This window comes from Roseateles sp. GW821-FHT09G09, assembly GCF_059415965.1.
The window spans coordinates 81,674-106,213 of sequence record NZ_JBWKOG010000008.1; the positions used below are offsets into that span (position 1 = coordinate 81,674).

Annotated in this window: 22 protein-coding genes and 1 tRNA gene; 9 read left to right on the plus strand and 14 right to left on the minus strand. The window is 69.5% G+C overall.

Translation table 11 applies throughout. The features are described from left to right. Window positions 1-27 precede the first annotated feature (27 nt). The 4 genes from AC07O8_RS21325 to AC07O8_RS21340 all read right to left on the minus strand — a co-directional run bounded on the left by AC07O8_RS21325 (window position 28) and on the right by AC07O8_RS21340 (window position 4,824). Window positions 28-672 carry an N-acyl amino acid synthase FeeM domain-containing protein gene (locus AC07O8_RS21325; protein ID WP_495049936.1) on the minus strand — a complete coding sequence of 215 codons (645 nt, stop codon included), beginning with the start codon at window positions 670-672 and terminating at the stop codon, window positions 28-30. Between the two features lie 576 nt (window positions 673-1,248). Beyond that, window positions 1,249-2,628, minus strand: coding sequence for a lyase family protein (locus tag AC07O8_RS21330; RefSeq protein ID WP_495049937.1), 1,380 nt, complete (start codon window positions 2,626-2,628; stop codon window positions 1,249-1,251). A 154-nt stretch (window positions 2,629-2,782) separates the two neighbouring features. Next, complete coding sequence (locus tag AC07O8_RS21335; RefSeq protein WP_495049938.1) at window positions 2,783-3,526, minus strand: SapC family protein; 744 nt, start codon at window positions 3,524-3,526, stop codon at window positions 2,783-2,785. After that, entirely contained in the window at window positions 3,523-4,824 is a 1,302-nt protein-coding gene (locus tag AC07O8_RS21340) for a hemolysin family protein (protein WP_495049939.1), read from the minus strand. Before AC07O8_RS21340 ends, AC07O8_RS21335 begins: the two co-directional genes overlap by 4 nt. 99 nt (window positions 4,825-4,923) lie before the next feature. Here AC07O8_RS21340 and AC07O8_RS21345 point away from each other — a divergent pair, with 99 nt between their 5' ends. The 5 genes from AC07O8_RS21345 to AC07O8_RS21365 all read left to right on the plus strand — a co-directional run bounded on the left by AC07O8_RS21345 (window position 4,924) and on the right by AC07O8_RS21365 (window position 8,182). After that, complete coding sequence (locus AC07O8_RS21345; protein WP_495049940.1) at window positions 4,924-5,754, plus strand: symmetrical bis(5'-nucleosyl)-tetraphosphatase; 831 nt, start codon at window positions 4,924-4,926, stop codon at window positions 5,752-5,754. A gap of 53 nt (window positions 5,755-5,807) precedes the next feature. After that, window positions 5,808-5,897 (plus strand) — tRNA-Ser (locus AC07O8_RS21350). Window positions 5,898-6,015: 118 nt separating this feature from the next. Continuing rightward, entirely contained in the window at window positions 6,016-6,570 is a 555-nt protein-coding gene (locus AC07O8_RS21355; RefSeq protein WP_495049941.1) for a hypothetical protein, read from the plus strand. After that, window positions 6,557-7,243, plus strand: a complete 687-nt coding sequence (locus tag AC07O8_RS21360; protein WP_495049942.1) for a hypothetical protein — start codon at window positions 6,557-6,559, stop codon at window positions 7,241-7,243. The genes AC07O8_RS21355 and AC07O8_RS21360 overlap by 14 nt, the downstream gene beginning before the upstream one ends. A gap of 15 nt (window positions 7,244-7,258) precedes the next feature. Continuing rightward, window positions 7,259-8,182: a cyanophycinase gene (locus AC07O8_RS21365; RefSeq protein WP_495049943.1), complete on the plus strand. Its 924-nt coding sequence runs from the start codon at window positions 7,259-7,261 to the stop codon at window positions 8,180-8,182. A gap of 55 nt (window positions 8,183-8,237) precedes the next feature. Here AC07O8_RS21365 and AC07O8_RS21370 read toward each other — a convergent pair whose 3' ends face one another. Further along, window positions 8,238-9,041 carry an NAD(P)H-dependent oxidoreductase gene (locus AC07O8_RS21370; RefSeq protein ID WP_495049944.1) on the minus strand — a complete coding sequence of 268 codons (804 nt, stop codon included), beginning with the start codon at window positions 9,039-9,041 and terminating at the stop codon, window positions 8,238-8,240. Window positions 9,042-9,141: 100 nt separating this feature from the next. Between AC07O8_RS21370 and AC07O8_RS21375 the strand changes: the two genes are divergently transcribed. The 3 genes from AC07O8_RS21375 (at window position 9,142) to AC07O8_RS21385 (ending at window position 12,275) form a co-directional block, all read left to right on the plus strand. Beyond that, window positions 9,142-10,098 (plus strand): LysR family transcriptional regulator, encoded by a 957-nt coding sequence (locus AC07O8_RS21375; RefSeq protein ID WP_495049945.1) that lies wholly within the window; start codon window positions 9,142-9,144, stop codon window positions 10,096-10,098. Between the two features lie 181 nt (window positions 10,099-10,279). Further along, entirely contained in the window at window positions 10,280-10,705 is a 426-nt protein-coding gene (locus tag AC07O8_RS21380) for a tripartite tricarboxylate transporter TctB family protein (RefSeq protein WP_495049946.1), read from the plus strand. Window positions 10,706-10,718: 13 nt separating this feature from the next. Next, the gene (locus tag AC07O8_RS21385) at window positions 10,719-12,275 is read left to right on the plus strand and encodes a tripartite tricarboxylate transporter permease (RefSeq protein WP_495049947.1); all 1,557 of its coding nucleotides are present in this window, start codon (window positions 10,719-10,721) and stop codon (window positions 12,273-12,275) included. Between the two features lie 156 nt (window positions 12,276-12,431). Here the strand turns inward: AC07O8_RS21385 and AC07O8_RS21390 are convergent, their stop codons facing one another. From AC07O8_RS21390 to AC07O8_RS21430, 9 genes are all read right to left on the minus strand, one after another. Further along, window positions 12,432-13,745: a hypothetical protein gene (locus AC07O8_RS21390; RefSeq protein ID WP_495049948.1), complete on the minus strand. Its 1,314-nt coding sequence runs from the start codon at window positions 13,743-13,745 to the stop codon at window positions 12,432-12,434. A 165-nt stretch (window positions 13,746-13,910) separates the two neighbouring features. Then, window positions 13,911-15,515: a hypothetical protein gene (locus AC07O8_RS21395; protein ID WP_495049949.1), complete on the minus strand. Its 1,605-nt coding sequence runs from the start codon at window positions 15,513-15,515 to the stop codon at window positions 13,911-13,913. A 130-nt stretch (window positions 15,516-15,645) separates the two neighbouring features. Next, on the minus strand, window positions 15,646-16,335 hold the full coding sequence (gene ureG / locus AC07O8_RS21400) for an urease accessory protein UreG (protein ID WP_495049950.1): 690 nt from the start codon (window positions 16,333-16,335) through the stop codon (window positions 15,646-15,648). After that, a complete protein-coding gene (locus AC07O8_RS21405; protein ID WP_495049951.1) occupies window positions 16,332-17,063 on the minus strand; it encodes an urease accessory protein UreF in 732 nt (243 codons plus the stop codon). The genes ureG and AC07O8_RS21405 overlap by 4 nt, the downstream gene beginning before the upstream one ends. After that, window positions 17,029-17,670 (minus strand): urease accessory protein UreE, encoded by a 642-nt coding sequence (ureE, locus tag AC07O8_RS21410; protein ID WP_495049952.1) that lies wholly within the window; start codon window positions 17,668-17,670, stop codon window positions 17,029-17,031. Before ureE ends, AC07O8_RS21405 begins: the two co-directional genes overlap by 35 nt. After that, the gene (ureC, locus tag AC07O8_RS21415; RefSeq protein WP_495049953.1) at window positions 17,671-19,389 is read right to left on the minus strand and encodes an urease subunit alpha; all 1,719 of its coding nucleotides are present in this window, start codon (window positions 19,387-19,389) and stop codon (window positions 17,671-17,673) included. Then, a complete protein-coding gene (locus AC07O8_RS21420) occupies window positions 19,389-19,694 on the minus strand; it encodes an urease subunit beta (protein ID WP_495049954.1) in 306 nt (101 codons plus the stop codon). The genes ureC and AC07O8_RS21420 overlap by 1 nt, the downstream gene beginning before the upstream one ends. Beyond that, window positions 19,691-20,350 (minus strand): HupE/UreJ family protein, encoded by a 660-nt coding sequence (locus AC07O8_RS21425; protein ID WP_495049955.1) that lies wholly within the window; start codon window positions 20,348-20,350, stop codon window positions 19,691-19,693. Before AC07O8_RS21425 ends, AC07O8_RS21420 begins: the two co-directional genes overlap by 4 nt. Before the next feature lie 93 nt (window positions 20,351-20,443). Beyond that, entirely contained in the window at window positions 20,444-20,746 is a 303-nt protein-coding gene (locus AC07O8_RS21430; protein ID WP_067283776.1) for an urease subunit gamma, read from the minus strand. A gap of 279 nt (window positions 20,747-21,025) precedes the next feature. On the opposite strand from AC07O8_RS21430, the gene AC07O8_RS21435 reads away from it, so the two are divergent. Beyond that, on the plus strand, window positions 21,026-24,514 hold the full coding sequence (locus tag AC07O8_RS21435) for a hybrid sensor histidine kinase/response regulator (protein WP_495049956.1): 3,489 nt from the start codon (window positions 21,026-21,028) through the stop codon (window positions 24,512-24,514). The last annotated feature ends 26 nt before the right edge of the window (window positions 24,515-24,540 follow it).

A 24,540-nucleotide genomic window follows, 5' to 3' on the forward strand; every position in this document is an offset into this window, starting at 1 on the left:
GGAGCGGCGCGGGAGGCCGCGGCCCGATCAGGCGTCGTAGCCGTAGACGTCGGCCAGCTTGTTCAGCAGCGCCGGTTCGTCCTTGGTCGCGAAGAAGTACGGGAACAGCGTGCGGGAGCGGCTGTCCTCGTTCAGCGAGCCGCCGAACTTCTTGACCTGCGTCGCGCCGTAGGCCAGCGACAGGCTCATCAGCACCGCCGGGGCGCCGACGCTGCGGTGCAGCCGCTCCTCGCCGTGCGGCTGGAAATCCAGCATCCGGCGGTAGAAGCCCTTGTGGCGAGGATTGACCTCGATCACCAGGAACTCCGCCCCCCAATGGTGGGCCGCATGCAGGTAAGCCAGATGGAACAGGCTGGCCAGCACCAGCTTGGACGGGCCTTCAGGATCGGCGGCCAGCCGGGTGAATTCGCACAGCTGCCAGCCTTGACGGCGCATGCCGGCCATTTCCGCCGGGAAACTCTGGTCCGCGGCCAGGTTGCCGCTGTCACGCCGCAACCCCAGCGTCGACACCAGCCGACCTTCCCAGTAGGCCCCCAGGGTGACGTCCGCGGACCGGCTCAGCCTGTAACCCCGTGACGCGTACCGACGCTCCAGCAACGCATGACCGGTGCCCTCCATGAGGGCACGGATCTCGATGCGGCCGAACTCCGTCTCACGGGAAACGAGCTCCACGGAATCGGAGCGGAGAAACGACATCTCCGAACCAATGGACTGCAGCGCCTGCAAAGGGCTTGCGGGCGCTTCCAATTCAATGTTCGACATGCGAGATTCGTCGCTCATTCCCAACTCCAGACTGCTTGGTTATCAAGGGCGAGTCTATGACCTACTCAAAGTAGTTACTGCCGGTCGCTACGATAGTTAACAAATGCGACCCTCGTCTTACGGGTCTGTCCCGGGTCCGAACCCGGGTCAATCCCTTGCCAGGGCGAAACCCCGCATTTGAGGGAATTCCGTTACATAGCGGGCACCCACGTGGGGAACCGCGTCCTCCCTTGCCGCCACGTGCATTTCCCGAGTTCCATGCCCTTGGCGGTCACGCCTCCCGGCGCGTTACTTGTTGCAGGCGTAACCAGTTGCAATTGGTTCAAATGCCGAATTCATGGGACAGCTCACCCCCACTTTTTTGCTGAAATCCATACAGCATCTGGGGATATTTGTCGTTTCAGGCCCGGATTGTCCGCCATTCGACCAACAAGTTCGTATCGCGTTGCGTCCGACCGCCGGTCGTGAAACCGGTCACGAACGGGCCTATACGCAGGGTCGGGCGGCCAGCCCATCCAGGCGCTGACGCGCCTCGGCCATCAAGGTGTCGACACGCCCGTCCGCCTGTACGGCGATGGCGTCGAGGTCGAACATGGCGGCAAGTTCGTTGGGCGAAATGGATGTCGGCGGCAGGTCGCAGACGTCGAGCGCCAAGCGCAGCAGTTGCTCGAGCGAGCCCTCGCCCTGGCGCACGCGGTGGATCAGGTCGCGGATCATCGCGCCCGTGCGCTGGCGCCCCAGGCGCGGCATCAGCAGATGCTCGAGGCGCTCGCTGGCCACCAGCCCCTGACGTTCGAGGACATGCGCCCGCATCCGGTCCGTCCGGATGACGGGTTCAGCCAAGGCACGATTGAGCGCCTGCACCGCCGCATGCGCGCCGCCCATCAGGCCGCTCCACTCCGCCAATTCCGCCTGATGCTGGCCGAGCCCGCGCTCATGCTCCGGCGTCATGCACCCCATCAGCCCGGCGACGCGCTGCGGCGCGCGCTGCACCGCCGCCATCGCCTGCAGGGCCGCGACCGGGTTCTTCTTGTGCGGCATCGACAGGCAGGCCCCGTAGCCCTCGCCGGGCGGCTCGTTGAGTTCGTCCACCTCGGCCTGCGCCATCAGCGCGAAGTCCTGCGCCAGCTTGCCGAGGTTGCCGCAGAGCAGGCCGACCTCCAGCCCCAGGCGCAGCCAGCGGTCGCGCTGCGTGTGCCAGCACATGTCGGGGCGCGGCAGCGAGAGTTCGGCGGCGACGGCGGCCAGCATGTCGTCGGCGCGATCGCCCATCGCGTCCAGCGTGCCGACCGCGCCGCCGAGCTGCAGCAGCAGCGAGTCCTGGCCCTGCTCGCGCAGCCGTTCGGCGCTGCGCAGCAGCGGCATCAGCCAGTTCATGAGCTTGTAGCGCAGGCTGATCACCTGCGCCGGCTGCATCATCGTGCGGCCCAGCATCGGCACGGCGGCATGGCGCTCGGCCAGATCCAGGAGCTGCCCGCAGAGCTGCTGCAGGTCGTCGTCGAGCAGGCGCAGCGCCTCGCGGGTGCGCAGCACCATCGCGGTATCGACGAGATCCTGCGCCGACGCGCCGCGGTGCACGTAGACCGCGGCGGCGGGATCGAACAGCGCGACCGTCTCGCGCAGGCGTTGCACGACCGGCTGCGCCAGGTTGCCGCTGTGGGGCGCGGCGGCGATGAGGGCCGGCACGTCGTAGAGCTCGGCGCGGCACAGGCTGGCGATGGCCTGCGCGGCCGGCGCGGGAATCAGCCCCGCCCGGGCCGCGGCGCGGGCGAGCGCGGCCTCCACATCCATCATCGACTGGACCACCGCGGTCGGCGAGAACACCGATTCCATCGCGGTGGACGACAAAAAAGCCTCGAACAGCATCCAACGTCCTTTAAGGACTTCGGATGCTATCGAGGCTGACGCGTACGCCGTACTCAAGCAAACCCGCTTGGGGTTTGTCTCGGCCGGTGATCGCCCGTCGGCGCCCCCGGGTCCAGGGGGCCGCCGGGCGAGGTTTCAACGCCGGTTCAGAGCTTCAGTTGGCCGGCACGTACATCTGGGCCAGGCGGCTCATCAGGCGCAGCGACAGGCGATGCATCGTGATGACCTCCAGCAGGCCGTTGCGGTGCAGCTCGACGACCTTCGCGTCGGGCAGCTCGGCCAGGGCCTTCTCGTTGATGGTCAGGAAGCCGTCCACGTCGAGCTTCTCGCCGCTGGGCAGCTGTGCCTCGAAGCGCATGTCCTGCAGCAGGTCCAGGTCCTGCAGCAGTTCGCAGGCCTGGCGGGTGCGTTCGGCCTCGCGCTCGAAGTCCTCGCAGAACTGCTTGGCGTTGAGCAGCAGCTCGGTCGCCTCGCCGTCTTCCTTGAACAGCGGCTCGCCGTCGGTCTCGGAGAACGCGCCCGAGCCCATGTCCAGGCACAGCGCCATGTCGGCGGTGTTCTCCTCGATGCGGGCCATCGCGAAGGGCCAGCGGCGGATGTAGGCCGGCACGTAGCGGCCGGTCCACTGGCCGTCCTTGATGAACAGGTTGCTGCCCTGGCGCAGGCCGAACACCGCCAGCGGGGCCACCGCCGGACGCTGGCCGTCGACCGCCTGGCCGACGCGCACGAAGACCACCGGGTACTCGAGGCTGGCGTCGGCGAACTCGGCCACGGCGACGAACAGCGAGTTCAGCTGCGTCACGCGGTCCAGCACCGGGGCGCCGATCTTCATGCGCGTGTTCTTGTGCTGCACGCGGTCCACGGGGACCAGGTTCTCATACATCGGGGGGTTGCTCATTGATTCACTCCATCATCCGCCAGTCGCGAGACCAGCACCTTGTCCACACGCTTGCCGTCGAGGTCGACCACCTCGAATCTCCACGCGTCCCACTCCGCCACATCGGCCGTGCGCGGCAGACGCCCCAGCAGCAGCATCACCATGCCGGCCAGGGTGTTGTAGCGCCCACGGTCCTCCTCGGGCAGTTCCTTCAGATCCAGGCGGTCCTTCAGCTCGGTGACCGGGATCAGGCCGTCCATCAGCCAGCTCCCGTCCTCGCGCTGGACCGCCCAGGCGTCCGCGCCATCGGACGAGTTGAACTCGCCCGCGATGGCTTCCAGGACGTCGCGCATCGCGACGACGCCCTGCACTTCGCCGTATTCGTCGACGACGAACACGAGCGGCGTTTCCGACCCGCGCATGTGCGCGAGCAGTTCCATGCCGGACAGCGTCTCGGGCACGAAGACCGGCGCTTCCAGGCCGGTCGACAGGTCCAGCGACTCACCGGCCAGCGAGCGCGCCAGCAGGTTCTGCGCGCTGACCGTGCCGACCACGTCGTGCAGGCCGCCGCGGCAGACCGGGTAGCGGCTGTAGCCGTGCGCGCGCAGGATCTGCAGCATCTGGTCGGGCCGGTCGGTGATGTCGAGCCACGCGATCTCGGCGCGCGGGATCATCATCGAGCCGATCTGGCGCTCGTCCAGGCGGAACACGTTGCGCACCATCTGGTGCTCGTGTTCCTCGATCACGCCGGCATCCCGGCCTTCGTCCAGGCTCGCGGCGATCTCCTCTTCCGTCACCGCGCGGTTGGCGCGGCCGCCCATGCCCAGCAGCTTGAGCGTGAACTCGGTGCAGAAGCTCAGCAGCTTGACGAAGGGCCGCGTCACCAGCGACATGATCTCCATCGGCGGCGCGACCAGGCGGGCGACGTTCTCCGGGTACATCTGGCCCAGGCGCTTGGGGACGAGTTCGCCGAAGATGATGGTCACGAAGGTCAGCACCAGCACGACCAGGCCGGTGGCGGTGATGTCCGCGGCGCGCGTGCTCAGCGGCGTGTTGGCGCGCAGCACGTCGGCCAGCGGTCCGGAAAAGGCGGCCTCGCCGACGATGCCGTTGAGCACGCCGATGGAGGTGATGCCGATCTGGACCGTGGACAGGAACTTGGTGGGGTTCTCGTGCAGGTCCATCGCGGCCTGCGCCCCGGCCTCGCCGCCCTCCACCATCACTTGCAAGCGTGCCTTGCGGGAAGCCGTGAGGGCCATCTCCGACATGGCGAACAAACCGTTGAGCAGGATCAGGAAGAGAACTAGGGCGGTATCCATCGACAGCGCGGACCGGGTACTAACCCCGAGTCGCGCCCAAAACACAAGGTCGGCAAGGTTAGCAGAGCCTGTGTGACATCGGCACCGCAGAATCCCGCTATGCATTACCTCATCGGCGATCTCCAGGGCTGCTGCGACGCGCTGGCCCGGCTCCTGGAAAAGATCGATTTCTCCCCGTCCCGCGACCGGCTCTACCTCCTGGGGGACCTGGTCAACCGCGGTCCCGATTCCCTGACGACCTTGCGCCGGCTGCAGTCGCTGGGCGACGCGGCGCAGTGCCTGCTCGGCAACCACGACCTGCACCTGCTCGCCACGGCGGCGGGGGTGCGGGCCCCGCACAAAGGGGACACCCTGGACGCGATCCTGCAGGCGCCGGACCGCGAGGCGCTGCTCGAGTGGATGCGCCGGCAGCGGCTGGCGATACGCGCGCAGGGCTGGCTGATGGTGCACGCGGGCGTCGTGCCGCAGTGGGACGCGGACGAGACGCTGGCGCTGGCCGAAGAGGTGCACGCGCTGCTGCGCGGACCGGAGCTGGCGGAGTTCCTGCCGCAGATGTACGGCAACGAACCGGACCGGTGGAAGGATGAACTGACGGGCGTGCCGCGCATGCGCTTGATCATCAATGTGCTGACGCGCATCCGCTTCTGCAACGCCAAGGGCCGGCTGGACTTCAAGACCAAGGAAGGCCTGGGCACCGCGCCGGAGGGCTTCATGCCCTGGTTCGAGGTGCCAGGGCGGCGCACGGCGGGGCATCCCATCGCGTTCGGTCACTGGTCGACGCTGGGGCTGGTGCAGCGTCCGGACCTGCTGGCGCTGGACACCGGCTGCGTGTGGGGCGGCGAGCTCACGGCCGCGCGCGTGGCGGACGGCCAGGCGCTGGAGATCATCCAGGTGGACTGCGTGCAGGCGAAGAAGCCAGGCGCGGACTGAGCCGGCTTCCCTCGGAGGCGTCGCGGCGCGCTTACAATGCGCGCCTTCTTCCAGGAGATGTGGCCGAGTGGTTTAAGGCAGCGGTCTTGAAAACCGCCGAGGGTTCGCGCCCTCCGTGAGTTCGAATCTCACCGTCTCCGCCAGGAGCACCTTAGAAATGGGCCTTGTGGCCCAACGTTCGCGCCGCCTGAAGCAATCAGTTGCCAAGCGCCGCGGCCTCAGCGATATTCGCAATTCGCGAATACCGAATATCAGGCTGAGATGGACCTCAAACCGCAAGACCTGCTGGTGCTGCTGAAGGCCGCTGCGCACCCGCCGCAACGTTGGACCTATGCCTCGCTGGGCGAGGCACTGGCGATGAGCGCCTCGGAGACGCACGCGAGCGTCAAGCGGGCCGTCGCCTCCGGCTTGGCCGTGGCGCCCTCCCGCGGTGAATGGTCGCCCGTTCACTCCAACTTGCTGGAGTTCGCTCTGCACGGCGTGCGCTACGTCTGGCCGGCCATGCCCGGGCCGGTCAAGCGCGGCGTGCCGACGGCCTTCGGCGCCGAGCCGCTGGCAAGCCAGTTGACGGTGACTCCCGGTGAGGCACCGGTCTGGGCTCATCCGACCGGCAGCGCCAAGGGGCCGACGCTGTCGCCAATCTATCGGACGGCGCCGCAGGCCGCGCTGGCCGATCCGGCTCTGCATCGCCTCCTCGCACTGCTCGATGCCCTGCGAACGGGCCGGGCTCGCGAGCGCAGCCTGGCGTCGAAGCTCATGGAAGTTGAATTGACGCAGGCGTTTGCTGGAAAGGTGACAGCCCATGCGCCGCGATGACCCCAACCTGCCCTACCTGCGCAGCGTCGCCGAAGCGCTGGGCGAATTGCGCGAGCAGGTGGTTTTCGTCGGCGGCGCCGTGGCCGGCCTATTGGTGACAGATCCGCTGGCCGAGGCAGTGCGTGCCACCCGCGATGTCGATGCCGTGGTGAACGCCAACCGGGCGATGTTCCATCGCATCGAGGAGGCCGTCGCGGCCCGAGGATTCGCACGCGACGTCAGCAGCGACGTGATCTGCCGCTGGGTGCACAGGGAATCGGGTGTGCTGTTCGACCTGATGCCGGTGCAGCCCGAGGTGCTGGGTTTCACAAATCGTTGGTATCCATTCGCCGTCGAAACCGCCGAGGTGGTGGACCTCGGCGCGGGCTGCTTGATTCGATTGGTGAGCGCGGTGGCCTTCGTGGCAACCAAGCTGGAGGCCTTCGCCAGCCGCGGTGAGAACGACTACATGACCAGCCACGACCTGGAAGACGTGCTGAACATCGTCGACGGGCGCCAGGAACTCGTCGCCGAACTGGCGGGCGCTCCCGTCGAATTGCGAAACGCCGTGGCGACGACCTTCACGCCGCTGCTGAAAAGTGCTGGCTTCTTGAACGTGTTGCCGGGCTTGCTTGCCGAGCCCGAGCGTGCGGGGTTGGTGCTGGCTCGTCTGAAAGAAATGAGCCAGCAATGACCACGAATCTGCATCATGAACACCACTTCGAACTCCGACGACCGCATGCCGCAGATGTCTGGATCCATCGGCATGAACGCCCGCACGTCGTCACGCCCCCCAGCCCTGCTCGCCCTCATCGGCGGCAATGAGGACCGGCTGACGCCGGGACCGGTGCTGCGTGAGCTGATCGCGGCCTGTCTTGAGACGCACCCAGCGGCCACGCCGCTGCAAGTCGTCGTCCTCAGCACGGCCAGCGGCGAGCCCGACCTGCTCTGGTCCCAGTACGAACCCGCCTTCCGCTCGCTCGGTGCGGCGCCGCATTGGCTCGATCCGCGCGATCGCGAGGCGGCCGGCGCCGCGGACGCACTCGAAGCCGTGCGGGCGGCGGACCTGCTCTTCCTGACCGGCGGCGACCAGGAACGGCTCGTCGACGTGCTCATCGACACGCCGCTGCTCGCGCTCATCCGTGAACGTCACCGCGACGGCGTACTCGCCATCGCCGGCACCAGCGCCGGCGCCTCCGCGATCGGCGCGCACATGCCGGTCGGCGACCTCGACGAGCAGTTCGCCGGTCCGCCGCGGGCGCTGCATCGCGCGCTCGGGCTGATGCCGGCGCTCGTCATCGATCAGCACTTCGCGCAGCGCAAGCGCCACGCGCGGTTGCTGCGCCTCGTGTCGCTCGATCCTCGGCGGCTCGGTGTCGGCATCGATGAAGACACCGCCCTGCTGATCCGTCCGGACGTCGACCTGCGCATCGTCGGCAGCGGCGCCGCGACCGTCGTCGACGCCACCCGCGCCAGCGATCGGCGCGACCCCGCCGGCGTCATCGCATTGGAGAACCTCGGCTTCTCCCTGCTCGCGCCCGGCACTTCGCTGCGCTTCAACGACCCGGCCGTGCCGCCGCATCTGCTGCGGCTGCTACACACGCTGGCGGCCTCGGCCTCCCTGCGCGACTGACAAGCCGACGAATTGACGAGCCGGCCGCCGCATCGCCGCACCGTCACTCCGCCGCTCAAGCGGCCACGTGCGCCGCGAAGCCGGTGACCCCCGGGGCGACCTCGTCACCCAGCTCGTGCCCGTCGGGATAGTCCCCGCCGTTCTGCGCTCGGAAAGCCACCGGCGCTTCGTCGAAGACATGGGCCAGCCGCTCGCGCCACGCGACAGACGCGGATTCGACCGCTTCCGGCGTCATCCGTCCCGCGCCGTGCACCGCATGCGTCCTCAGCACCGACATGCCGGGATAGAACAAGGTCCCGTGCGTGATCGGGAACAGCAACTGGTCGATGGGTCCGTTGATCCCGCGCGGTCCGTAGTCCGACGCCGGGCCACCGGTCGTGACCGACACCATCGCGCGCCGGCCTTCGAAGCCGCCTTCACCGTAGCGCAGCCGGTTGCCCTGGCCGCTGCGGCCGTAGGCCAGACCGCGCGCCCAGACGCGATCGATCCAGCCTTTCATGATGGCCGGCATGCCGAACCACCACAGCGGGAACTGCAGGATCACCAGATCCGCGGCGAGCAGCTTGCGCTGTTCCTCGACCACGTCGGCCGGCTGGTGCCCCTGCTCGAAGGCGTGACCGGACTCGCGCACGAAGTCCAGTCGGCCGGCGTCCGCGCGGACCGGGAAGTCCTGCGCGTCGTAGACGGCCTTCCATCCCATTGCGTAGAGGTCGGAATGCAGCACCTCGTGGCCGGCGGCTCGAAACGTCCGCTCGGCGACGTCGACCAGCGTGCGCGTCAGCGAGGTCGGTTCGGGCTGGGCGTGGACGATCAGCACGGTCTTGCGATCGGGGAAATCGGTATCGGGCGAACGGGTCATGCGAAGCTCCAGAAGGTCGAAGTGGAACGGGAATGAAGGCAGTCTGACGATCTGCGATCCATCCGTAAAATCACGTCTTCTCTGTCCTACCATCGATGCGATGGATACCAGCCGCCTCGACCTGAACCTGCTCGTGACGCTCGAAGCGCTGCTCACCGAGCGCAACGTCACCCGTGCCGCCGCGCGGCTGAGCCTCAGCCAGCCGGCCGTCAGCGCGCAGCTCGCGCGGCTGCGGGACGTCTTCGAGGACCCGCTGCTGCTCCCCGCGCAGCGCGGCATGACGCCGACAGCCAAGGCGCTGTCCTTGCTGGAGCCGCTGCGCCAGGCGCTGGATCAGGTGCGCGGCGTCGCGAGCTCGCACCTGAACTTCGACCCGGCGACCGCCGACCTCACGGTCACGATCGCGGCCTCCGACTACCTGCAGACCAGCGTCCTGCAGCCGCTGGTGCTGCGGCTGCGCCGCGAGGCGCCCGGCATCCGCATCGCCGTGCGCCACATGGACCCGGCCCAGCACGCTGCGCAGATGGCGCGCGGCGACGTCGACCTCGGCCTGATGCAGCCGATCGAGGCCGCGCCCAGCCTGCGCATGCGCGCGCTGTTCCACGAGCGCTACGTGCTGATCGCGCGCCGTGGTCACCCGGCGCTGGCGGGCAAGCCCGGCGCAAAGGCAGATGCGAAAGCGAGCACAAGACTCAGCGCCAAGGCCTTCGCGAAGCTGGAACAGGTCATCGTCTCGCCCGCGGGCGGCGCATTCTCGACCCCCGTCGACCAGGCGCTGGCCGGACTCGGCCTGAAGCGCCAGGTCGTGCTCTCCGCCGCGTCCTTCCTCTTCGTGCCGGACATCGTCGGCCGCTCCGACCTCGTCGCCCTGGTGCCCGAACGTCTCGTCAAGGGACGTGCCGCCGGCCTGCAGGTCCTCCCGCCACCGCTGCCGATCGAGGGCTTCGACATCGCCATGGTCTGGCACGAGCGCAACCAGGGTCACGCCGCCCAACGCTGGCTGCGCGAGCAGGTGCTGGCCGTCGGCGCCCCACGCGAGGGCGCGGCGGCGTCGTGAATCAACGACGCTCCGACGTCATCGGAACGCTCACTCAACGCATAGCAAACATCTTCTTAACCTGAAGCTGTCGGCAAGCTGTCGAAGGCCCGCCGACGACGGCTCGCTGCGCAGAAATGCGTACGACAGGGGAGAGCCGGGCCGGAACCATGGGCACATCTCGATACCTCCCCGGTGTGCCATGACCCTCAACCGTTCGCTTGCCCGAGGCCTGTTCCTCGCCGCGGTGGCCCTGTTCTTCGGACTGGGTGCGCTGCGTTATCCCATCGGCCGCATGGACCATGCCGGCGCCGGCATGTTCCCGCTGATGATCAGCATCCTGCTGGGCCTGGTGGCCATCTCCACCATCGTGCGCGGCATCGTCGCCGGCGGCCCCGGCCTGGAATTCCAGGTCAAGAACATCGGCCTGATCCTGGGCGCGCTGACCGCGTTCTCGCTGACCTCGCGCTTCCTCAACATGTCCGCCGGCATCGTCGTGATGGTCTTCATCGCGACCGCCGCCGGCAGCAACTACTCCTGGAAACGCAACATCGTGATCTCGATCGGCCTGCTGGCCATCGCCTTCGCCTTCCAGAAGTTCCTCGGCCTCAACCTGCCGCTGCTGTAAGGCACCGACGACCATGGAAATCCTCCACAACCTCGCCTTCGGCTTCGAGCACGCGCTGACCTGGGAGAACCTGATGTTCTGCGCGATCGGCTGCGTGGTCGGCACCCTCGTCGGTCTGCTGCCGGGCCTCGGCCCGCTGGCCACCATCAGCGTGCTGCTGCCGCTGACCTACTCCATCCCCGTCAACGGCGCGCTGATCATGCTCGCCGGCATCTACTACGGCGCGCAGTACGGCGACAGCGTCAGCGCCATCACGATGAAGATCCCGCATGCGAGCTCCATCGTGGCCTGCATCGACGGGTACCAGATGACCTTGAAAGGGAAGACGGGCCTGGCCCTCTTCACCGCGGGCATCTCGAGCTTCATCGGCGGCACCGTCGCCATCGTCGTGCTGGCCTGCCTGGCGCCGACGCTGGGGGAGGTGGCCTTCCTGTTCGGCCCGGCCGACTACTGCTCGCTGATGCTGCTGGGCTTCCTCTGCGTCAGCTTCGTGACCACCGGCAGCCTGCTCAACGGCCTGGCGATGTGCCTGATCGGCGTGCTCTTCGGCCAGATCGGCACCGACGTCAACTCCGGCATGGAGCGCTACACCTTCGACATGCCCTTCCTCGCGGAAGGCGTGGGCCTGGTGAGCATCGCGCTGGGCTGCTTCGGCATCGCGGAGATCTCCAAGAACCTGGATGCCAAGAACGAGCGCACGCCCTTCAACGGCAAGATCCACCTGATGCCGACCTGGCCCGAGTTCAAGCGGATCATCCCCAGCGCCCTGCGCGGCAGCGTGATCGGCTCGGTGCTGGGCATCCTGCCTGGCGGCGGCCCGACCATCGCCCAGTTCGCGGCCTACGCCGTGGACAAGAAGGTCAGCAAGTACCGCCACGAGATCGGCGACGGCGCCATCGAAGGCGTGGCCGGCCAGGCCGCGGCCGACGAGGCCGCCGCCCGCACCAGCTTCATCCCGCTGATGTCCATCGGCATCCCGGAGAACCCGGTGATGGCGCTGATGATGGCCGCGTTCATCATCAAGGGCATCCAGCCGGGTCCCAACATGATCGGCGGACACCCCGACATCTTCTGGGGCCTGGTCGCCTCGATGTGGGTGGGCAACGTCTTCCTGGTCGTGCTGAACGTGCCGCTGGTGCGCTACTGGCTGTCGGTCTTCAAGATCCCGTACAACGTGCTGTTCCCGTCGATCCTGTTCTTCTGCTGCATCGGCACCTTCAGCGTCAACAACAACCTGGACGACATCTTCGTCACCGCGGCCTTCGGCCTGGCCGGCTACATCTTCATGCGGCTGGACATGGACCCCGCGCCGCTGATGCTGGGCTTCATCCTGGGCCCGATGCTGGAAGAGAACTTCCGTCGCGCCATGCTGATCAGCCGGGGACACTTCGACGTCTTCGTGCAGCGCCCGATCAGCGCGACGCTGCTGGCGATCATCGCCTTCTTCATCGCGTGGCAGTTCATCGCCTTCATCCTGGCCAACCGCAAGGGCGCGAAGCCCGCGGGCGGCCCTGACGACGACGACACCAAGGGCAAGGACGGCGGCGGGGTGACGCCGCAGGTGGCCTGATTCATCCCCATCGACGCGGCGCCCGCGCCGCGTTCGTGCGCATTCGGGCGCACCAGCCACCTTCAGCCGCCGGCCGCGATCGCGACCGGCGGCTTTTTTACGGACGGCTCCTTTTGCGGACGGCTCCTTCTGCGAACGGCTTCTCGACGGCCGGCGTCAGAAGACCCCGCCGCCGCCCGCGGGACCCGAGGCGGTCCTGGAATCGAATGCGCGCAGGGCGACCGGGCCGAGGTCCGGCAGCGCCGGCTCCATGCGGTTGCCGGCGTGCTGACGCCGCGGCGACTGGCCGCGACGCTGCTCGTCCAGCGTCTGGAGTTCGATGCCGCGCGCGTGCGTCGGGTCGGTCCAGAAGACGTAAGTGGGTCCGGCCAGCGCGCCCACGATCAGTTCCGTGGTCCAGTCCGCCACCGTCGCGGCGCCCGCTTGCCCGACGGCCGAGGCCCACAGCCGGGCCAGCGTGCGCGCCTCCCTCAGCGAGTCGTCCATCTGGCCGAAGCTGGCGACGAAGCTGCCCCGCGCCGCCATCGTGTCCCAGTGACGCGAAGTGCCCAGCGCCTCGATCAGGGCGCCGTCGGCGATGCGCATGCGCGGCTGCGTGGTGGCGCCGTGCCGGGACGCGTGATGCAGCATCAGCAGCGTCCACAGGTCGACCGCCTCTCCCCCCCAGTTGGCCAGTCCGCGCAGCACCACACCGCCCGGCAGCAAGGCCTGCGTCTCGGGATCCAGGTCCGGCGCCGCGAGGGAGGCCCGGTTCACCGCCAGCTGGTTGATCGTGTAACCCAGCGCGCCGAGCGCCAGGGAGCGCCCCGTCGGCGCGCTGTCGGGGTCCACGCGGATCGGCCAGCGGGCCTGGACGCCGTCCCGCAGCAGCGGATACAACACGACCTCGGCGAAGCGGGCACCGGCGTTCAGCAGCGTGCCGGTGGCGAGGCCGAGCACGCCGGCCCCGGCGGGCAAGGCCATCAGCGCGATCCGCGTGGCGCGCGAGTAGCCCGTGGCTTCGCCACGCCGCTCGTCGCGCACCAGCAGCACCACCTGGGCCATCGCCGGCACCGCGAGACAGCCGCAGGACAGCACGGTGCGCGCGGTCTCCGACAGGCCCTGGGCGAGCGCCACATCCAGCGCCCGGCCCACCGCCTGCCTCACCATCGTCGGCAGCGCCACCGCGACGAGGTTGCGCGCGCCGCAATGCGCGGCGTTGACGGCGCCGCGGCCCAGCGCGGCGATGACGGCGCGGAGCCGCCCGCTGGGCCATCCCCGATCGCGCTCCTGATCGAGCGCCGCGCCCATCGGCTCGCGCAACTCGCGCGGCAGGGTCCGCAGCTCCCCATCGATGACGACATCGTCGATCGCCGCGGCGAGGGAGCCCGACGCGCGCCGCAGGTCCACGCCTTGGGCCAGTTCGCGCGCCAACATCGCCAGATCGGCCACGCCCGCCTCGCCCATCGCGGTGATGGCGTCGTCGATCACGGGCCCGTCGGTCGCCTGGGTGTCGGCGCCAGGCCCCGGACGCAGCGCGACATCGGAGGTCGGCGGTGTCGAACTCGGTGTCGATGGCGATATCGATGCCGGGATCGATGACGGGATCGAGGCGGACAGTGCGTCAGGTCGCAATGAAGAAGGCTGCATGACCGCTCACTCCCCACCCTTCGTGCCTGATGTCGCGCCTGGTGTCCCGCCTGGTGCCGCGCCGGATGCCGCCTCAAAACCGGCGCGCCCCTGGGCGCGGATACCCTCGCGGTCATTCGCAGGGAAGCTGACGGATCGCCCGCCCGCGCCGCGATAAGCGGTCAGCACCACGTCGCTCGCGTCCGGCAGCGCCGGCTCCGCGTTGTTGCCCGCGTACTGTCGCGGCGGCGGAAGTCCGCGATGCTGCTCGTCCAGCGTCTGCAACTCGACGCCGTGTGAATTCAAGGGATCGGTCCAGAACATGTAGCTCGGCGCCGTCAACGCGCCGACGATCAGCTCGGTGAGCCAGTCCGCGGCGACCGGCGCGCTCGCGCCGAAGGTCGGGCGCACCCATCGCGCCAAGGTCCGATCGTCCAGCAGCGAGTCGTAGAGCTGGTTGAAGCCGGCGACGTAGCAGCCCCTCGCCGCCATCGTGTCCCAGTGACGCACCGTTCGCATCGATTCGGGCAGGCTGGCCTGCCCCACGCGCATGCGCACCTGCGTGGTGGTGCCGTGCCGGCACGCGTGATGGAGCATGAGCAGGGTCCACAGGTCGAGCGCCTCGCCGCCCCAGTTGCCGAGTCCTCGCAGCACGATGCCGCCGGGCAGCAGCGCGCACGCCGCCAGGTCCACGTCGGGCGCGGCCGCGAACACGCGGCTGACCGCCAGCTGGTTGATGGCATAGCCGAGTCCCGCCAGCGCGAGCGAGCTCCGCGTCGGTCCGCTGTCGGGCTCGGTGGTCAAGGGCCAGCGGGCCTGGATGCTGTCACGCATCAGCGGATAGAGCACGGATTCCGCGAAGCGCGTGCCGGCGAAGACCATCGTCCCGGTCGTCGCGCCGAACAGGCCCGCGCCCGTCGGCAGCGCCATCAGCACCACGCGGGTGACGCGCGAATAGGGCGTCGCCTCGCCGCGCGCCTCGTCCCGGATCAGCAGCACGGCCTGGCCGAGGACCGGCACGGCCAGCGCGCCGCAGGACAGCCAGGTCCGCGCGGTCTCCGACACGCTCTCCGTCAGCGCGATGTCCAGCGCCCGGCCGATGGCCTGACGCACCATCGTCGGCACGGCCACCGAGGCGAAGTTGCGCGCGCTGCAGTGGGCCAGATTGACCGCCGCCCGGCCCAGCGCCGCGATGAAGGCCCGCAGGCGGCCGCTCGGGCAGTCGCGGTCGCGCTCCTGGCCGAGCGCCTGGGCCGCCGACGCCCGCAGCAACTCCGGCAGGCCCCGCCGATCGCCGTCCAGGATGAAGCGGTCCACGCCCTCGGCGACCGAGCCGCGCCTCATCCGAAGGTCGCAGTCGGCGACGAGTTGCCGGGCGAGCAGCATGGCTTCGGCCGCGCCGCGTGGTCCCAGGGTCACGAGCGCGCCGTCGATCAGGGCGGCATCGGACGCGGCAGACGCACCAGAAGCGCCAGACCCACCAGACGCGACAGAGCCGGGTGACAGCGGCGGACTGCCGGACTCGTTGCCGGTACACGCGTGGGCGCGCGTTGGCGGCAGGATCGGACGGGTGTCGTCGCCCCAGGAGCAGGACGAGGACACGGTGGAGGAGAACGACGCGGAGGGATGCATCGCCGTTCAGTCCGGCGGTCAAGGGACGGGTTCTTCCCTCCTTCGGGCGTGGTCGGACGACCGACGCGCTCCGCGGCGAAGCCCGCGGTCAGGCTTCATGCTTGAGGCGTGAGGCGTGGCGTGTGAGGCGTCAGGCGGTGCCCAACATCCCCTTCTGCTCGATGAAGGCGACCACCTCGTCCAGACCGCTCAGCGTCTTGAGGTTGGTCATCACGAAGGGCCGTGTCGGCCGCATCCGTTGCGTGTCGGCACGCATGACTTCTAGGTCCGCGCCCACGTACGGCGCGAGGTCGGTCTTGTTGATCACGAACAGGTCGCTCTTCGTGATGCCGGGACCGCCCTTGCGGGGGATCTTCTCGCCGGCGGCGACGTCGATGACGTAGATCGTCAGGTCGCTCAGTTCCGGGCTGAAGGTCGCGGCGAGGTTGTCGCCGCCGGACTCGATGAACACGACGTCCGCCTCGGGGAACTGGCCCAGCATGCGGTCGATGGCCTCGAGGTTGATCGACGCGTCCTCGCGGATGGCCGTGTGCGGACAGCCGCCGGTCTCCACGCCCATGATCCGTTCGGCGGGCAGCGCGCCGCTGATGGTCAGCAGGCGCTGGTCTTCCTTCGTGTAGATGTCGTTGGTGATCGCGACCAGGTCCCAGCGCCCGCGCATCGCCTTGCAGAGCATCTCCAGCAGCGTCGTCTTGCCGGAGCCGACCGGACCGCCGATGCCCACGCGCAGCGGCGGCAGCCGCTTCGTGCGGCCGGGGATGTGATGAAGGGCGGACGCAGGCGTCGGCGAGGTCGTGGCGGCGGTGGAGGTCGTGCTCATGATCGGAACAATCGGGAGTACTGGGTTTCGTGGCGCGCCGCGAGGACGGACAGCATCGGCGCGAACAGCTGCCGCCGCGCGGGCGGCGTGGCGATGGCCTCGGCCACCGCGGCGGGGATCTCGCAAGCCAGCCGCGTCAGCACGCGCTGGCCGGCGGTCTGGCCCAGCGGCACGGCCTTGAGCGCGGCCTGGACCTGGTTCTCGGCCCAGCCGAAGGCCTGCGTGAACAGGGCCTGCTCGACCGGAACGGCAATCGTGGCGAGCGCCAGCGACATCACGAAGGCGTAAGGCATCGGCTGATCCTCGCCGCAAGCCGCGAGCAGCGCGAACTGTGCGGCCGAGGCCATCGGCTGGCCGCGCAGCCAGCCCAGCAGCGACTGCCCCATCTGCTCGCTCTGCAGCCGGGCCTCGGCACCGTCGCGCGTGGTGCGCAGCCAGCGGACGATCTCGCGCAGCGCGATCTCGTCGTCGGCCCGCCACGCGACGATGCCCTGCGCGATCGCCGCGAGGTCACCGCGTGCGAGCAGCCGCAGCTGCTGGCTGAGCCACGCGCCGGCACTGACGTCGTCATGCACGAGGCCGTGCTCGACCGCCGCCTCCAGCACCTCCGAGTAGGAGAACGCCCCGATCGGCAGCGCCGGGGACGCGAGCCACGTCAGCCGCAGCAGCGGCGGAACGGGATCGATGATCGGCTCAGTGGTCGTGACCACAGCCCGGCCCATGCACATGGGGCGCCGCAGCGGCCTGGATCGCGATGGTCTTCCTGGCCGCGGGCTTGTGATCGTGCGCGTGGTCGTGCTTGTGCTCGTGCTCGTGCGCATGACCGTGGTCATGCGAGGACGCGGGGTCATGCGCATGCGCGTGGCCGTGGCCGTGGCCGCCGGCCGCGTATGCGCCGGCTTCGGGCTCGAAGCCCTCCTCGACCTCGTTCACGATCAGGTGCATCGCGCGCAGCATGTCGGCGAGGACATGGTCGGGCTCGATCTTCAGGTGGTCCGGCTTCAGCTCGATCTGCACGTGGCGGTTGCCGAGGTGATACGCGGCGCGGATCAGGTCGAACGGCGAGCCGTGCGCCGTGCAGGCCGTGATGCGCAACAGCGCCTGGGGCGCCGCGACGACGCGGATCAGCGAGCCGTCCTCGGCCACCAGCACGTCGCCGCCGCGCACCGAGGTGCCGCGCGGCAGGAAGACGCCGAGCTCGCGGCCCTGGCTGTCGGTCACCTGGAAGCGGCTCTTCTGGCGCGTGTCCCAATCGAGCGTTACGGCAGCGGCGCGCTTGAGCAGCACGGGCGCCAGGCCGGCGCCCTGGGCGAGCAGTTTGGAGACTTGGATCATTCAGAACAGGAAGTAGCGCTGCGCCATCGGAAGCACCGAGGCGGGCTCGCAGTGCAGCAGCAGGCCGTCGGCGCGCACCGCGTAGGTCTGGGGATCGACCTCCATCCGCGGGGCGTAGGCATTGTGGACCATGTCCTTCTTGCCCACGCCGCGGATGCCCTTCACCGCGACCGCGGTCTTGGCCAGGCCGTAGCGCTGCGGCGCGCCGGCCGCGATCGCCGACTGCGACACGAAGCTCAGCGAGGCCCGCGCCAGCGAGCCGCCGAAGCTGCCGAACATCGGCCGGTAGTGCACCGGCTGCGGCGTCGGGATCGACGCGTTCGGGTCGCCCATCGCCGCCATCGCGATCACGCCGCCCTTGAGGATCAGCGACGGCTTCACGCCAAAGAAGGCGGGGTTCCAGATCACCAGGTCGGCCCACTTGCCGACCTCGACGCTGCCGACCTCGTGGCTGACGCCGTGCGCGATCGCCGGATTGATCGCCAGCTTGGCGACGTAGCGCTTCACGCGGCCGTTGTCGTGGCGGTCGCTGTCGCCGGGCAGCTGTCCGCGCTGCTGCTTCATCTTGTGCGCGGTCTGCCAGCAGCGCAGCACCACCTCGCCCACCCGGCCCATGGCCTGCGAGTCCGAGCTGAACATGCTGATCGCGCCCAGGTCATGCAGGATGTCCTCGGCCGCGATCGTCTCCTTGCGGATGCGGCTCTCGGCGAAGGCCAAATCCTCCGCGATCGCGGGGTCCAGGTGGTGGCACACCATCAGCATGTCGACGTGCTCGTCGAGCGTGTTGATCGTGTAGGGCCGCGTCGGATTGGTCGAGCTCGGCAGCACGTTGGCCTCGCCGACGACCTTCAGGATGTCCGGCGCATGGCCGCCGCCGGCGCCCTCCGTGTGGAAGGTGTGGATGGTGCGGCCCTTGAAGGCGGCCACCGTGTCCTCGACGAAACCGCTCTCGTTGAGCGTGTCGGTGTGGATGGCGACCTGCGTGTCGGTGACTTCGGCCACGTCCAGGCAGTTGGAGATCGCCGCCGGCGTCGTGCCCCAGTCCTCGTGCAGCTTCAGGCCGATCGCGCCGGCCTCGATCTGTTCGACCAGGCCTTCAGGCCGGCTCGCGTTGCCCTTGCCGAGGAAGCCCAGGTTCATCGGGAACGCATCGGCGGCCTGCAGCATGCGCTCGATGTGCCACGGCCCCGGCGTGCAGGTGGTCGCGAAGGTGCCGGTCGCGGGACCGGTGCCGCCGCCCAGCATCGTGGTCACGCCGCTGGCCAGCGCTTCCTCGATCTGCTGCGGGCAGATGAAGTGAATGTGCGAATCGATCGCGCCGGCGGTGACGATCGCGCCCTCGCAGGCGATGACCTCGGTGCCCGGGCCGATGACGATGTCCACGCCCGGCTGCGTGTCCGGGTTGCCGGCCTTGCCGATCGCGACGATGCGGTGGTCCTTCAGGCCGATGTCGGCCTTGACGATGCCCCAGTGGTCGAGGATCAGCGCGTTGGTCATCACCGTGTCCACGGCGCCCTGCGCGCGCGTGCGCTGAGACTGCGCCATGCCGTCGCGGATGGTCTTGCCGCCGCCGAACTTCACTTCCTCGCCGTAGCCGCCGGCGCTCAGGGTCAGGTCCTGCTCGACCTCGATGACGAGCGCCGTGTCGGCCAGCCGCACGCGGTCGCCGACGGTGGGGCCGAACATCTCGGCATAGGCGCGTCTGCCAATGCGGGCCATCAGAGCGCTCCCTGGATCAGGCCGCGGAAGCCCCAGACCTCGCGGCTGCCGGCGTAGTCGACCAGCTCGACGGTGCGCTGCTGGCCGGGCTCGAAGCGCACGGCGGTGCCGGACGCGATGTTCAGGCGCATGCCGCGCGCGGCTTCGCGGTCGAAGACCAGCGCGCCGTTGGTCTCGGCGAAGTGGTAGTGCGAGCCGACCTGGATGGGCCGATCCGCGCCGTTGACCACGGTCAGCGTCAGCGTGCGGCGGCCCGGGTTGAGCAGGAGTTCGCCGTCGTCGACCAGCAGTTCGCCGGGCGTCATGCGACCACCATGCGGGCGAGCAGTCCCAGGCCCAGCAACGCGATGGCGCCACCCGCCGCGCGCGACCAGACCGGCGCGAGCGAACGCAGCGTCATCCCGAGGGCGAGACCGCCCGCATGCAGCAGCGCGGTCGCGACGACCATACCGGCGAGCGCGGCGCCGCCCTGCAGCTCGGCGCCGTGCGCCAGGCCGTGGAAGACCGCGAAAGCCCCGACGAGCGCGGCCGACATCGTCGCGCCGAGGCGCCAGCGCGCGGCGGCGACCAGTCCCAGCACCAGAACCGACGCGGCGACCATCGGCTCAACACCTGGCACCCGCAGTCCTTCGTCGCCCAGCGCAAGGCCGAGCAGCGCGCCCGCCAGCAGCAGGCCCGCGAACGCGATCGGCGCGGCCAGCATGCGGCGGCCGGTCTGCGTCAGCGCGCTCCACAGGCCGACGGCCAGCATCGCGGCCAGGTGGTCGAGGCCGGTGAACGGATGGGTGAAGCCTTCACCGAAGGCGGCCCCGGCGCTCTGCGTCCCGTGGTCATGCAGGCTGCCGTCGCCGGTGTGGGCGAAGACGAAGACAGGCAGCACGGCGGCGACGGTCAGGGCCAGCGCCTGGAGGGCGGTCACGGCGGCGTCGGCGAAGGACGCGGGAAGGAGTCGTGCGGTCATCGCGGTCCTCTGGGGAATCAATGGATCAATGAATCGGGGGCTCGGTGCTCGTGCTCGCGCTCGTGCTCAAGGCTGGTCGTCGGGGATCCGGGATCAGGGAATCGGCTGGTGGACGGTGACGAGCTTGGTGCCGTCGGGGAAGGTGGCTTCGACCTGGATGTCGGGGATCATTTCGGGCACGCCGTCCATGACGTCGTCGCGGGTGAGGAGCTCGCGGCCTTCCTTCATCATCTGGGCGACGGTCTTGCCGTCGCGGGCGCCTTCCATGACGGCGGCGCTGAGGAAGGCGACGGCTTCCGGATAGTTGAGCTTCAGACCTCTGGCCTTGCGCCGCTCGGCGAGCAACGCGGCGGTGAAGATCAGCAGCTTGTCTTTTTCGCGGGGCGTCAATTCCATGGTCCTGCTGCTCTAGCAAGCCCCATGCCGGTGCAAAGGGACACGCGGACTGCTTCACTGCCACGGCCGCTGGCCCTCACCCGTGCCCTCTCCCGCAAGCGGGAGAGGGAGTCGTTGCACCGAGTGTTGCGCGCTTCCGCCAGCGAGAGAGGGAGCAAGAAGCCCAGGCGCCGCGATGAGAGCCGGTCGGACTCCCTCTCCCGCTTGCGGGAGAGGGCGGGGGTGAGGGCCAGCGGACTCGGCAGTGCGGGCATGTTTCATGCAGTTCTCAACTGCCCCATGGACGCTCCGCTCCCCTCCCAAGACGCCCCGCAGCACATCATCAAGCTGCGGCGGGACTACAACGCCTGGGTGGCGCGGGAGACGCTGGAGGACTACGCGCTTCGCTACACGCCGCACCGTTTCCGGCGCTGGTCGACCTGGCGCGTGGCCAACACGGCTTTCGGCGCGGCGTCCTTCCTGATCCTGGAGGCGGTCGGCGCCACGCTGCTGCTGCATTACGGCTGGACCAACGCCGCGCTGGCGATCCTGGCGACCGGACTGGTCATCTTCCTGGCCGGCCTGCCGATCAGCGTCTACGCGGCGCGCCACGGCGTCGACATGGACCTGCTGACGCGCGGCGCGGGCTTCGGCTACATCGGCTCGACGCTGACCTCGCTGATCTACGCGAGCTTCACCTTCATCTTCTTCGCGCTCGAGGCGGCGGTGATGGCCTATGCGCTGGAGCTGGCGCTCGACATCCCGCCGCAGTGGGGCTACCTGATCTGCGCCGTGGTGGTGATCCCGCTGGTGACGCACGGCATCTCGGCGATCAGCCGGCTGCAGCTGTGGACCCAGCCGCTCTGGCTGGCGCTGCTGGTGCTCCCCTTCGCCTGGGTCGGATGGCTTCACCCTGGTGCGTTCGACGGCATCACGACCCAGGTTGGGTCGCAATCGGGCACGGCCGCCTTCGACGTGCACGCCTTCGGTGCGGCGCTGACCGTCGGGGTGGCGCTGATCACCCAGATGGGCGAACAGGCCGACTACCTGCGCTTCATGCCCCGCCAGACCCCGGAGAACCGGCTCCGCTGGTGGGCCGCCGTGCTGGCCGGCGGACCGGGCTGGATCGTGCTGGGCGTGCTGAAGATGCTGGGCGGCGCGCTGCTGGCCTACCTCGCGGTCAGCCACGCGGTGCCCGCCGAGCGCGCCGTCGATCCCAACCAGATGTACCTCGCCGCCTACGAGTACGTGTTCCCGCAATACGGCTGGGCGGTCGCGGTGACGGCACTGTTCGTCGTCGTCTCGCAGCTCAAGATCAACGTCACCAATGCCTACGCGGGCTCGCTGGCGTGGAGCAACTTCTTCTCGCGCCTGACGCACAGCCATCCGGGCCGCGTCGTCTGGGTGGTGTTCAACACGCTGATCGCCTTCATGCTGATGTCGATGAACGTGTTCGAGGCGCTCGGGCATGTGCTCGGCCTCTACGCCAACATCGCCATCGCCTGGATCATGGCCGTCGTCGCGGACCTGGTGATCAACAAGCCGCTGGGCCTGTCGCCGCCGGGCATCGAGTTCAAGCGCGCCCACCTCTACGACGTCAATCCGGTCGGCGTCGGCGCGATGGCACTGGCGTCGGTGCTGTCGGTGGCGGCGCACCTCGGCACGATGGGCGCGCTGGCGCAGGCGTGGTCGGCGGCGATCGCGATGGTGACGGCGCTGGTCACCGCGCCCTTGATCGCGTGGGCGACGAAGGGGCGCTACTACCTCGCGCGGCCGTTGGCGGAGATCCAGGCCGCGGGATGCCAGACGGAGACCGCGGACGGCGTGCGCCGCTGCGTCATCTGCGAGCGCGACTACGAAGGCCCCGACATGGCGCACTGCCCGGCCTACCGCGGGCCGATCTGCTCGCTGTGCTGCACGCTGGACGCGCGCTGCGGCGACCTGTGCAAGCCGCACGCGAGCCTGTCCGCGCAATGGACGGCCGCCCTGCGCCGCGTGCTGCCGCGGCGCAGCTGGCGCTACATCGACACCGGCCTGGGCCACTACCTGCTGCTGATGCTGGTGATCACGCCGCTGCTGGCGACGCTGTTCGGGCTGCTCTATCACCAGCAGCTGCAGCAGCTGCCGCTGATCGACGCCGCCGCGCAGGACGCGCTCCGCGCCAGCCTCAAGGCAGGGATGCTGAAGGCCTTCTTCGCGCTGCTGCTCGTGGCGGGAACGGTCGCCTGGTGGCTGGTGCTGGCGCACCAGAGCCGCGTGGTCGCGCAGGAGGAATCGATGCGGCAGACGCAGGCGCTGATGCGCGAGATCGCTTCCCACCGCCGCACCGACGAGGCGCTGCAGGGCGCGCGCCTGCAGGCCGAGCGCGCGCAGGCCGCGGCCGAGGCCGCCAACCAGGCCAAGAGCCGCTACATCAGCACCATCAGCCACGAGCTGCGCACGCCGCTGAACAGCATCCTCGGCTACGCGCAGCTGATGGCGGCGGACGCCTCGCTGCCGCCGCAGCGACGGCAGGCGGTGCAGGTCATCAAGCGCGGCGGCGAGCACCTGATGCAACTGATCGACGGCACGCTGGACATCGCGCGGATCGAGGCCGGCCGGCTGAGCCTGGAGCCGGCGCCGGTGCGCTTCGACGAGCTGCTGCGGGAGCTGGCCGACATGTTCGAGCCGCAGGCCGCGGCGAAGGGCCTGCGCTTCCGCTTCGAGCCACAAGGAACGCTGCCCGAGTGGGTGCGCGCGGACGAGCAGCGCCTGCGCCAGATCCTGATCAACCTGCTGGGCAACGCGATCAAGTTCACCAGCGAGGGCGAGGTCACCCTGCGCGTGCGGCACGGTCGCGAGATGGCGACGCTGGAGATCGCCGACACCGGCCCCGGCATGGACGCGGCGGAGCTGGCGCGCATCTTCGAGCCCTTCGCCCGCGGAACGGGTCGCACCAGCGGCGCCGGCGGCGCGCCGGGCGCGGGGCTGGGGCTGACGATCTCCAAGATGCTGACCGCGCTGATGGGCGGCGAGATGTCGGCGACCAGCGAGCCCGGCCGCGGCTCGACCTTCCGCGTGAGGCTGTTCCTGCCCGAGCTGCACGGCCGCATCTGGGACACGCCGCGCATGCGCCGCGCGGCGAAGGAGCGGCTCGGCCTGGACGGCGTCTCGCCGCGGGTGCTGATCGTCGACAACGAGTCGGACGACCGGCAGTTGCTGACGGCACTGCTGGAGCCGCTCGGCTTCACCGTGCGCGACGCATCGAGCGGGCATGACGCGCTGGATCTCGTCGCCGCCGGCTGGGTGCCGGACGCGGTGCTGATGGACCTGGCGATGCCCGGCATCGACGGCTGGGAGACGATACGGCGGCTGCGGCGGATGCTGGGCGACCAGGGCGTGAATGCGCCGGCGGTGGCAGTGGTGTCCGCCAACGCGTTCGAACGCGGTCAGGACAACGATGCCGGCATCGCCGCGCGCGACTTCATCCTGAAGCCGGTCCGCCACGAGCTGCTGCTGGACTGGCTCACCGAGCAGCTGTCGCTGTCCTGGCGCGTCGGCCCCGAGCGCGCCACGGCCGATCCGCAGCCCGCGCCCGAACCGGTCGAGGTACCGCCGGCCGAGCGCTTGTCCGGCCTGCGCGAGGCGTTGCAGCTCGGCTACTACCGCGGCGTGCTGCAGCAGCTCGACGCGATCGAAGCGGCCGACGCCGTGTGGCGCCCCTTCTGCGAAGCCCAGCGCGCGCTGGCGCGGCAGTTCCAGTTCGAAGCGATGCTGCGGGCCCTGGCGCGCAGCGAGAACCCCGCGTGAGCGCGGCCATGACGACGCCCGCGATC